Annotated in this window: 14 protein-coding genes; 7 read left to right on the top strand and 7 right to left on the bottom strand. The window is 26.9% G+C overall.

Annotation, left to right across the window (positions count from 1 at the left end; all coding sequences use genetic code 11):
• Positions 1-111: 111 nt before the first annotated feature.
• The 5 genes from mnmE to hemE form a co-directional block, all read right to left on the bottom strand.
• Positions 112-1,443 (bottom strand): tRNA uridine-5-carboxymethylaminomethyl(34) synthesis GTPase MnmE, encoded by a 1,332-nt coding sequence (gene mnmE, locus ACIJYF_RS07350; RefSeq protein WP_435116524.1) that lies wholly within the window; start codon positions 1,441-1,443, stop codon positions 112-114.
• 59 nt (positions 1,444-1,502) lie between these two features.
• Positions 1,503-2,771 carry a transcription termination factor Rho gene (gene rho / locus ACIJYF_RS07345; protein ID WP_435116522.1) on the bottom strand — a complete coding sequence of 423 codons (1,269 nt, stop codon included), beginning with the start codon at positions 2,769-2,771 and terminating at the stop codon, positions 1,503-1,505.
• A gap of 64 nt (positions 2,772-2,835) precedes the next feature.
• A complete protein-coding gene (gene hemJ, locus ACIJYF_RS07340) occupies positions 2,836-3,270 on the bottom strand; it encodes a protoporphyrinogen oxidase HemJ (protein WP_435116520.1) in 435 nt (144 codons plus the stop codon).
• Positions 3,263-4,297 (bottom strand): ferrochelatase, encoded by a 1,035-nt coding sequence (gene hemH, locus ACIJYF_RS07335; protein WP_435116518.1) that lies wholly within the window; start codon positions 4,295-4,297, stop codon positions 3,263-3,265. Before hemH ends, hemJ begins: the two co-directional genes overlap by 8 nt.
• The gene (hemE, locus tag ACIJYF_RS07330) at positions 4,297-5,298 is read right to left on the bottom strand and encodes a uroporphyrinogen decarboxylase (protein WP_435116516.1); all 1,002 of its coding nucleotides are present in this window, start codon (positions 5,296-5,298) and stop codon (positions 4,297-4,299) included. Before hemE ends, hemH begins: the two co-directional genes overlap by 1 nt.
• A 272-nt stretch (positions 5,299-5,570) precedes the next feature.
• Between hemE and ACIJYF_RS07325 the strand changes: the two genes are divergently transcribed.
• From ACIJYF_RS07325 to dnaQ, 5 genes are read left to right on the top strand one after another with little or no spacing between them, the layout of a single operon-like run.
• Positions 5,571-6,398: a pyruvate, water dikinase regulatory protein gene (locus tag ACIJYF_RS07325; RefSeq protein WP_435116514.1), complete on the top strand. Its 828-nt coding sequence runs from the start codon at positions 5,571-5,573 to the stop codon at positions 6,396-6,398.
• On the top strand, positions 6,388-6,972 hold the full coding sequence (locus tag ACIJYF_RS07320; RefSeq protein ID WP_435116512.1) for a Maf family protein: 585 nt from the start codon (positions 6,388-6,390) through the stop codon (positions 6,970-6,972). The genes ACIJYF_RS07325 and ACIJYF_RS07320 overlap by 11 nt, the downstream gene beginning before the upstream one ends.
• A complete protein-coding gene (aroE, locus tag ACIJYF_RS07315) occupies positions 6,972-7,766 on the top strand; it encodes a shikimate dehydrogenase (RefSeq protein ID WP_435116510.1) in 795 nt (264 codons plus the stop codon). Before ACIJYF_RS07320 ends, aroE begins: the two co-directional genes overlap by 1 nt.
• Complete coding sequence (gene coaE / locus ACIJYF_RS07310; RefSeq protein ID WP_435116508.1) at positions 7,763-8,332, top strand: dephospho-CoA kinase; 570 nt, start codon at positions 7,763-7,765, stop codon at positions 8,330-8,332. Before aroE ends, coaE begins: the two co-directional genes overlap by 4 nt.
• Positions 8,333-8,995, top strand: coding sequence for a DNA polymerase III subunit epsilon (dnaQ, locus tag ACIJYF_RS07305; RefSeq protein WP_435116506.1), 663 nt, complete (start codon positions 8,333-8,335; stop codon positions 8,993-8,995).
• Here dnaQ and ACIJYF_RS07300 read toward each other — a convergent pair.
• Positions 8,992-9,414, bottom strand: coding sequence for a protein-export chaperone SecB (locus ACIJYF_RS07300; protein WP_435116504.1), 423 nt, complete (start codon positions 9,412-9,414; stop codon positions 8,992-8,994). The genes dnaQ and ACIJYF_RS07300 overlap by 4 nt on opposite strands.
• Positions 9,398-9,826 (bottom strand): FxsA family protein, encoded by a 429-nt coding sequence (locus tag ACIJYF_RS07295; RefSeq protein ID WP_435116502.1) that lies wholly within the window; start codon positions 9,824-9,826, stop codon positions 9,398-9,400. The genes ACIJYF_RS07300 and ACIJYF_RS07295 overlap by 17 nt, the downstream gene beginning before the upstream one ends.
• A gap of 58 nt (positions 9,827-9,884) precedes the next feature.
• Between ACIJYF_RS07295 and ACIJYF_RS07290 the strand changes: the two genes are divergently transcribed.
• Both ACIJYF_RS07290 and ACIJYF_RS07285 read left to right on the top strand, forming a co-directional pair.
• A complete protein-coding gene (locus ACIJYF_RS07290; RefSeq protein WP_435116500.1) occupies positions 9,885-10,481 on the top strand; it encodes a Tim44/TimA family putative adaptor protein in 597 nt (198 codons plus the stop codon).
• Complete coding sequence (locus tag ACIJYF_RS07285) at positions 10,482-10,901, top strand: Smr/MutS family protein (protein WP_435116498.1); 420 nt, start codon at positions 10,482-10,484, stop codon at positions 10,899-10,901.
• Positions 10,902-10,967: the final 66 nt, after the last annotated feature.

Raw genomic sequence — 10,967 nt, 5'->3', positions numbered from 1 at the left:
AATTTATAACTGATTATTATATTTACAAGGTGCGTATAATTTTGCTTAAATAAGCTTTAATTATCAATATTTTTTAGTAAAAAGGGGCTTAAAAATAAGGAAAATAGAGTATTATTTACCTATACAAAAATCGTTGAAAATACTGCCTAATATCTCCTCAACATCGACTTTTCCAACAATCATACCAAGATGTCTAGTAGCTAGTCTTAAATCTTCTGCAGCTTTATCAAAATCTTCAACTTCATTTTTTTTATTAAAATTTTTAAGATAGTCTAAGCATTGTTCAAGATGTTGTCTGTGTCGTTCTCTTGTAATTAAAATATCATCGCTTGTTATAAATTTATTTTTTAAATTATTTTTTATTTTTGAAATTAATTCATCAATATTTAAATTTTCTTTTATTGAAATTAATACATGATCTAATTTTTTTATTTCTGGATCGATATCACCCTCTAAAAGATCAGATTTATTTATTACTAAAATTGCATTTTCATCTAATAAACCCTTCAAAACGTCAGTAAAATCAAGGTTTTTGACATCAACAACTACCAACTTTAAATCAGCTTCTTCCGCTCTATTTAAAGATAATTTAATACCTTTCTTTTCAATTTCGTTTTTAGATTCTCTTATCCCAGCAGTGTCGGAAACAATGACAGGATAACCATCTATATTAAGATGTGTTTCAATTACATCTCTTGTTGTTCCTGCAATCTCTGAAACTATTGCAACATCTCTATTTGATAGATGATTTAAGAGACTAGATTTTCCCGCATTAGTAGGTCCAAGAATTGCAATCTTAAAGCCTTCTCTTATTCTTTCTCCAACATTTTGATCATTTAAAAATTTTTCAATATTTTTTAAAACATCATCAGAACTTTTTTTAATTTCTTTTAAAATATCATTAGGTAAATCTTCATCTGGAAAATCTATTTTAGCTTCAACATGTGATAAAATTTTTAAAAGTTTTTCTCTTAAAAGATTAAATTGATCTGCAGATTTTCCGTTCATAATTTTTATTGCTTGCTGTCTTTGAATTTCTGTTTCAGAAGAAATTAAATCTGCAATGCTCTCTGCTTTAAGTAAATTTATTTTTCCATTTTGAAATGCAAGTTTTGTGAACTCGCCAGGTTCCGCTAAACGACAATTTTCAATATCTGAAATAGAAGTGTGAAGAGCATCAATTACAGCCTTGCTTCCATGTACCTGTATTTCAGCCATATCTTCCCCTGTGTAGCTCTCAGGGCCAGGAAACCATAATATTATACCCTCGTCGATAAGCTCAGAAGTGTTGATTTTATTGATTCTTCTAAGAGTCGCTACCCTTGGTTTGGGAACATTTTTGCCAGTTAATAATTCAATAGCTTTAGAGGTTTCATGTCCTGAAATTCTTATAACAGCAATACCGGATATTCCAGGCCCACTTGATAAAGCATAAATTGTCATTTGAAGATTATAGCTTCAAATTAAGGTGCCTGTAAAACTTTAATTGTAAAAATAAAATATTATGCGGGCTTATTCATCGAGTTAAAAAACTCAGCATTATTTTTTGTGTCTTTTAATTTTGAATTTATAAATTCAATTGCGTCCATAGTTCCCATGGGAGCAATAATTCTTCTAAGAACATTCATTTTTTGTAAATCATTTTTATCAAATAATAATTCTTCTCTTCTCGTTCCAGATTTTGTTATATCAATTGCAGGGTAAATTCGTTTATCAGCTATTTTTCTATCAAGAACAGTTTCGCTATTTCCTGTTCCCTTAAATTCTTCAAAAATAACTTCGTCCATTCTACTACCGGTATCAATTAAAGCAGTTGAGATAATTGTTAAAGATCCACCTTCTTCAATATTTCTTGCTGCACCGAAAAATCTTTTCGGTCTTTGAAGAGCATTAGCATCTACACCACCAGTTAAAACTTTTCCAGAACTTGGGATAACGGCATTATAAGCTCTTCCTAATCTTGTGATCGAATCTAATAATATAACCACATCTTTTTTATGTTCTGTTAATCTTTTAGCTTTCTCAATTACCATCTCGGCAACAGCAACGTGCCGTTGTGCTGGTTCATCAAAAGTTGAGCTAATTACTTCACCCTTTACAGTTCTCTGCATATCAGTAACTTCTTCAGGTCTTTCATCAATTAACAAAACAATCAAATAACTTTCTGGGTAATTTTTAGCTATTGAGTTTGCAATACTTTGTAGAATCATTGTTTTACCTGCTTTAGGAGGTGAAATTATTATTGATCTTTGACCCTTGCCAATTGGGCTTACTAGATCAATTAATCTTGGTGTTAAGTCAGGTTTTTTTTCAATCTTTGTAGTTTCAACTTCCATTACCATTTGTTGATCTGGATAAAGGGGAGTTAAGTTATCAAATGCAATCTTGTGTCTTGCTTTTTCTGGTTCTTCAAAATTAATTTTACTGACTTGAAGTAGTGCAAAATATCTTTCACCTTCTTTAGGTGCTCTAACTGGTCCCTCAACTGTATCTCCTGTTCTTAAACCAAATTTTCTAATTTGACTTGGGCTAACATAAATATCATCTGGTCCTGGTAAATAATTAGACTCCATTGCTCTCAAAAAACCAAAACCATCTTGTAATAATTGCAGAACACCCGCCCCAGTAATTTCTTCTTTTTCTGCAACCTTTTTCAAAATCGCAAAAAGAATTTCTTGTTTTCTTAATGTACTAGCATTCTCAATGCCAAGTTCTTCGGCTTGAGTAATAAGCTGTTCGGATGATTTTAATTTTAACTCTTGAATGTTCATGATTTAAGTTTGTAAGGACTATGGAAACTTGATTAATATATATACTACAATTGTTTTTTCAACCCTAGATTGGCTTAAAAATGACGAGAAAAACTATCAAAATCAGCATTATTGTAGGGACTTCATTGATTATTCTAAAAAATTTTGACGATCTGGTATTAGAATTATCTTTTAAAGATACAAGGCATTTCCCAAGATAATCATTATACGCTGATAACAATATAACTAAAACAATTTTTATTTGCATCCAGAGTTGAGAAAATATCTCTATACCATTTAAGTAGATTAGAACTAAACCAAAGATCCAAGTTAAAATCATCGCTGGACGCATTATGTAATAAAAAAGTCTTTTTTCCATTACTTCAAAAATATCAGTAGCTTCTTTTTTTTCTTTATTCTCAACATGATAAACAAAAATTCTTGGAAGATATAAGAGACCGGCCATCCATGAAACAACAGCTATCAAATGTAAACTCTTAAATAATAAATAACTATTCATAATTTAAACATGGACATTTAGTGAATTGGTTTGGGCATTGTGTTTTGGGAGGAAAAAGCTCTCCATTAAAATAATGGTCTTGTTTTTTAATTATTAAATTCGACATTGCTTTTATATAATTTTCGTTAATACCCAGTGCAGGAACTCTCGTATAATTTTTACATCCATTCTTATCAGCCAACTCTTTATATTCTATATCTAGTTCAACCAAAGTTTCTGAATGTTCAGATACAAATGCTATGGGAACTAACACAATGTGTTTACCTAATTTTGAATTTTCTACAATTATATCCTCTGTTGATGGGCCAATCCATTTCAAAGGACCAACACGACTTTGATAACTTAAAATCCAGTCTAGATCTTTAATATCAAGAGATTTGATAATTTTATTAACTGATTGTTCTACTTGCCATTGATAAGGGTCTCCTTTTTTTATATTTTTTTCTGGCAGACCGTGAGCAGAGAAAATTAATTTAAAATTTTTTAAGTTATTAATTTTTTTTATAATTTCATCTTTATGAGCTAAAATAAAATTCTCATCGGTAGGGTAACAACAAATTATACTTGTTTTAATATCAAAATTATTTTTTTTACAGATATCATTCCACTCTTTTATTGATGAACCTGATGTTGCCGCAGAGTATTGAGGATATAATGGCATTAATATAATTTCACCTGGATTAAAATTTTTTACATTTCTTAAAACTTCCTCTGCTCGAGGGTGCCAACACCTCATCACAATAAAGCATTTATAATCTGAATTTTTATCATCAATATTAAGCTTCAATTCAAGGGCTTTCGATTGCTCTTCTGTTAATTTTAAAATGGGGGATGATCCACCCAGTTCTTGGTATATCTTTTTAGCAGTTGGGGCTCTTCTATTTGAAATTAACTTGGCTAAAGGGTACCTAAAAATAGTAGGCAAATTTAATATTGCTGGATCATTAAATAAATTAAATAAAAATGGTTCCACATTTTCTAGTTTGTCGGGCCCTCCTAAATTAAAAAGAATTACAGCTTTTTTCATTAATAATCTTTTACGGTATTAACTAAATATTCAAACATATTGGGATCCGTTTCAGGTAAAACTCCATGTCCTAAATTAAAAATATATGGGTGATCTTTAAAAATATCTAGATATTTCGTTGCTTCTTTTTTTAATTTTTCTTTATCTGTGAGTAATATTTTGGGATCAAGTCCGCCTTGGATAGGAATTTTTATATCATTTATAATTTTTCTTGGATCAACATTATAATCAATGCTAACTGCATCTGGTTTAACAATTTCACAAAATTCTTTATAATTTTTAATTTCTCTAGGAAAACAAATAACAGGTATGTTTAAAGATTTTACATAATTGACTAGGTTTAGGGTGGGTGAATAAATATAATTAGGCAAGTCTTTTTCTTCTAATAGACCTGCCCAACTATCAAATATTTGTATTACATTTGCTCCATTGTCGATCTGATTTTTTATATGTATTTTTAAAAATTTTTCTAAAATTAAAAGAATTCTATTAATTAAGAAATCATTTTTGAAAAAATCTTTTTTTAAGTTTTTTTTAGGAGATTGTTGATTGATTATATAGACAAGTAAAGTCCATGGAGCACCCACAAAACCTATAATATTTTTGTCTTTTACTATATCATTCATACTTACTTTTTTTATTGCTTTATAAACGGGATAAATTTTTTCGACAAAATCGATTTCATCTAATTTGGACATTTCATCAATATTTACCTTACCAAGTTTAGGACCAAAACCTTTTTCAAATTCAACTTTTTGATTTAAACCATATGGAAGCATCAAGATATCAGAGAAAATTATTGCAGCATCTAAATTAAATCTCTTTAAAGGCTGTAATGTAATTTCCGATGATAGATTTTCATTTAAGCATAAATTTATAAAATTTGAGTTTATTTTTCTTATTTTTCGAAATTCAGGAAGATACCTTCCTGCTTGTCTCATTATCCAAATTGGATTGATTTTTGTTTTTTTGTTTATTATTACTTCATGAAGAGGGGTCATATTAAAATAATATATATAATTATTGTATTAGTATTAAGTGTTGTGGATATTGATGATAAGTATTTTTTAACATTTTATTAACAACTTAATAACAATTATTAATTAATAATATTGTTTAAATTGAAGCTTTACTAACTTTTATTCAATATATTGTATAATTTCATTCATATGTTTGTTAATGTTAACAAAATCCTTATTTTACAGCAATAATTATACAATATTTAAATTGAGTAATTTTATTAAAATAATACAAATTTATTAACAATTTATTCATGAGTAATACATATCAAATATATCTCATATCTGACTCTACAGGAGAGACATTAGACAGAATTTTTTTAGCATTAAAAGCTCAATTTAAAAATATTGAATACAAAGTTCATTCTTATTCTTTTACTAGAACTGAAAATCAAATTCTTAAAATTTTAGATGATGCAAAAAAAAATGAAAATTCAGTAATCCTTTATACAATTGTAGATAACAATTTGGCCAAATATTTGGCAAATAAAAGTGATGAAAAAAAGATACCATGTTTTGGTGTTTTGGGAAATTTGATTTTAAATTTCTCAAAAATACTCAATCAAAAAGCATCTCATGAGCCAAGTGGTCAACACGTACTTAACGATGAATATTACGATAGAATAGAAGCCATCCAATTTACAATAAATCATGACGATGGAAATTTATTAAATGATATAGAAAAATCAGATATTATTTTAGTCGGTGTTAGTAGAACAAGCAAAACCCCAACATCAATTTACCTTGCAAATAAAGGGTTTAAAACTTCAAACATACCTTTGGTCAATGAAAATTCTTTACCCAAAAAATTAAGAGAAAATCCTCAAATTACCTGCGTTGTTGGTCTAAACACAGAACCAGAGCGATTGGTTGATTTAAGAAAAAATAGAATGAATTCTTTAAAAGAAACTGAAAATACAAAATATACAAGTATAGAAAATATTGAAAAAGAAATTATGAATGCAAAAAAAACTTTTCAAAAATATAGATGGCCATCAATAGACGTTACAAGAAAATCAGTTGAGGAAACGGCAGCATCTATAATAAAAATTCATGAAATATATCTAAACAATGTTAAATAGAATTATTCTCGCGTCTAAAAGTAAAATTAGAAAAGAAATATTAGATAAACACAATATCTTTTGTGAAGTAAAACCATCACATATAGACGAAGATATAGTCAAAAAATCACTTATTAGTGAATCAGCTTCACCAGAAATAATTTCAAAGAATTTGGCCGAACTAAAAGCCAACAAAGTGAGTTTAAGCCATCAAGACTTAATGGTTTTAGGAGCTGATAGCGTAATAGATTTAGATGGAGAGTTAATTTCCAAGCCGGACAACAGAGAGGAAGCATTAACAATTTTAAAAAAGCTTAATGGTAAAAAACATAATTTAATTAGTTCTGTGTGTATTTCAAAGAATGGTTCTATGATATGGAACTATACAGATAAAGCTGAACTTACAATGAAAAAATTTTCCGAAGAAAACCTAGAAAATTATCTATCTAAAATATCAGATGAGGTTTTATTTGCTTATAATGTTTATCAAATTGAAGGGGAGGGAAGAAATTTATTTTCCAATATTGTTGGAGACGAAGACTCTATAATGGGTTTGCCAATTTCAAAAATTAAGGAATATTTAAAAAACTATTAATGAAAAAATTTTTAGTAATAGGGAACCCTATCGAACATTCATTATCTCCCGAACTACACAATTATTGGATTCGAAATAAATGTATTGATGCAATTTATGAAAAGCAAAAATTAAATGAGGATCAATTAGAAAAATTAATTTCACAAGTAAAAGATAATAAAATTAATGGGATTAATGTTACTGTTCCTTACAAAAAAACAATTATTCCATACTTGGATGAATTAAGTAGTGAAGCTCAAAGTACTCAGTCAGTAAATACCATTTATCATAAAGATAATAAGGTAATAGGACATAATACAGATATATTTGGATTTACAACAAGCATTGAGAAAACAAAATATAATCTTGAGAATAAAGAAGTCCTAATTTTGGGAGCTGGAGGTGTGGTTCCCTCAATAATTTTTTCTTTAATTAAAATGAAAGTGTCAAAAATAAAAATATCCAACAGAACAAAGGAAAAAGCAGAAAATTTAAAAAAAATTTTTAAAGATATAGAAATAATTAATTGGGGAGAGATTTCAAATTTTGACATGATTATCAATGCAACAAGTTTGGGTTTAAAAAAAGAGGATAATTTGAATCTTGATTTTTCATCAATTTCTGGAAATAAATTTTTTTACGACGTTATTTATAATCCAAGCGAAACTAATTTTTTAAAAATTGGAAGAGAGCTAGGCAACAAAATTTTAAATGGAAAATTAATGTTTATTTATCAAGCTGCTTCAGCTTTTAATATTTGGCACGATCAAAGGCCAGAAGTAAACGAAAATGTTATTAAGCTTTTAGATAGATGATTAAAATTGGAATTTTAGGAGATATAGGTTCTGGCAAGAGTTATGTGGCTAAAAAATTTGGTTATCCAGTTTTTAATGCTGACTATGAAGTTACAAAATTATATCAACAAAATAAAAAAATTTTTAATAAATTAAAAAAAAGTTTACCGAAATATATTTATTCATTTCCGATAGAAAAAAAAGAAATTTCAAGTGCAATTTTGGCTAATAAAAATAATTTAAATAAAATAGTGAAAATAGTTCATTTAGAAGTAAGAAAAAAAATGAATAAATTTTTAAAAAAACATCAAAATAAAGAAATTGTAATTTTAGATGTTCCATTATTACTAGAAAATAAAATTAATAAAAAAGAAGATATACTAGTTTTTATACAATCAAAAAAATCAGATATTTTAAAAAGATTAAAAAAAAGAAAAAATTTTAATCAAAAACTGTTAAAAAAATTTAAAAATATTCAATATCCAATAAAGTATAAAAAGAAAAAGTCTAATTTTATTATTAAAAATGATTTTACAAATAAAACAGTTAATGATTGTATAAAAGATATTCTTATGGAGATTGCATAAATGAAGGAAGTGGTTTTAGATACAGAAACAACTGGCATATCAGTAAAGGATGGACATAGACTTGTTGAAATTGGTTGTATAGAACTTGAAAATTTGATCCCAACAAAAAATAAATTCCATTGTTATTTGAACCCAGAAAGAAAAGTATCAGAGAAAGCTTTACAAGTTCATGGTTATACAGATGAATTTTTAGCTTCACAAAAAAAATTTTTAGAGGTTGTGGAGCAATTTTTAGAATTTATTAAAGGTAAAAGGCTTATAATTCATAATGCAGAGTTCGATTTGAGCCACTTAAATAATGAATTGGCTATTTTAGGAAAAAAAAGAATAAACAACGAAATTGTTGATACTCTAATTTTGGCGAGAGATAAATTTCCTGGATCACCTGTTAGTTTGGATGCCTTGTGTAAAAGGTATAGAGTTGATAATTCAAGAAGAACCCAACATACAGCATTAATTGACTGTGATTTATTAGCTAAAGTTTATATTAATTTAATAGACCAAAAAGAACCAACTTTAGATTTTCTAAACCAAGATCAACAGGTTATTAGTCAAAATGATAATAATCCACCTTATTATAAAAAAGTTATTGTTCCTACTTCTGATGAAGTAAAAAAACACAAAGAATATTTAAAAGATAATCTTAAAAAGAATTTTTTTTAATTTGACCTTTGGTTGTAAAGACCTTCAAAATCAATTTTTTTTTCAAATTTAACTCCTGGATATCCAGAATTATATAATAAATCTAAAAGAGATTTTTCTAATTCAGGATAAATTTCAATTTGAACATCACATAATATTATTTTTTCAAGATCTTTTTTTTCTTTTACGTTTTCACCAACTTTTATGACAGTTGAATAGTTTATTTCAAAATAAGATTTTTTTTGGTTTTCTTGTTTATCTTCAAATTTCATTATTGTGTTTATTTCTATCATTTTATTCTTTAATGCTTTTGAATTAATATCAATATTAAGTTGATATTTCGAAATATAATCTCTCACAAAGAGATAAGTCTCTAAATCAGGAGTTTCGCTAGACATATCTTTTATATATTTGCCTAAGATTTTATAGTTTTCTGTCATTGTTATTTTCTTCTATATCTTCAAACTCACCATCTATAAAATCATTTTTTTTTGTTTTTTGAGTTTTTAAATTATTAGTAAATTTTTTAAAGATTAATTTTCTTGTTAAGGGAAATATTATTAAAAATCCCAAAATATCTGTGGCAAATCCGGGAATAATCAATAGTAATGCTGCAATTGCAATAGCTGCACCTGAAATTATTTCATAAGCTGGAGTTTCTTTTTTACTTAATTGAATGAAACCAGACTTCAGAGTATTTAATCCTTCGTATTTAGCGTAGTAAATCCCAATAATTGCTGTTGTAAATATTAATAAAATTGTTGTTAAGGCTCCAATTTGAGATCCGATTTTGATAAAAAGATATATCTCAATCGCTGGAATAAGAATTAATGCTAGTAAAATTGAGTTCATTTGTCCTTAATCTAAATTGCTAGTTGAAATTAATCAACATAGTAATTACTATAATCTCATGAGTTATAGTTTTGAATATATAGACATAATACTTCTAGCAATGATCGCCGGATTTATTTTTTTAAGATTAAGAGGCATACTTGGCAAGAGATCAGGGTATGATGGCAAACAATCAACACAATTTGATAAAATTGTAAAGGAAGCGATTGTAAAAAAAACTATAAGAAAAGATGAAGTTTTTGACGAAAAAGCTCAAAAAGAATTTTTAAATGGTGCAAAAATTGCATATGAAACAATAATTACAGATTTTAGTGATAATGATAATAAGTTAACGACCAGCAAGCCTTTATTAAATAAAGATATTTACAATCAGTTCAACGAGGCTCTGAAAGAAAGAAATGAAAGAGGACATTATGCAGAAATAACTTTTATCGGAATAAATTCTGCAGTTATAAAAGAACATAAAAAATTAGATAAAATTTTAAACGTAACCGTAGATTTTATAGCTGAAGTTATTACTTGTATTAAAGATAAAGATAAAAAAATTATATCTGGTGATCCAGAAAAAATAAAAAAAATCTATGACACTTGGGTATTTTCAAGAGACACAACTTCAGCTAATCCAAATTGGCAACTTGTTAATACTTTAACTTAATTGACAGATAATATTTCAAAAAAAGACAAAAGAGATTGGGAAAATTTTCTTTCTAATAATGAAAAATTGCCAAATAAAGACATTAAAATTCATAAAAAAATAAATATTAAAATAAGATCAATAGACTTACATGGGTATACTCTTGAGGAGGCCAATAAAACTATTGAAAGCTTTATAATCAAATCTTATCAAGAAAATATAAATAAATTAATAGTTGTTACTGGCAAAGGAATACATTCTCAAAATGAAAAAGATCCCTATGTATCAAAAGATTTAAGTATTTTAAAATATTCAGTTCCTGAATTTATTTCAAATAATAAAAATTTAATGAAATTTATTTATGAAATGAAAGATGCAAAAATCGAGGATGGTGGTTCAGGGGCTTTTTATATTTTTTTGAAAAAAAATACCAAAGTCTAAAATTAAAGATTGTATGCAATAGTTATGTTTTTTATAATATTTATTTATATTATTATTAAATAATGA

This window comes from Candidatus Pelagibacter bacterium nBUS_49 (genome assembly GCF_051200925.1).
In the GTDB taxonomy this organism is placed as follows: Bacteria; Pseudomonadota; Alphaproteobacteria; order Pelagibacterales; family Pelagibacteraceae; genus Pelagibacter.
This window is presented reverse-complemented; position numbering and strand designations above follow the sequence as displayed.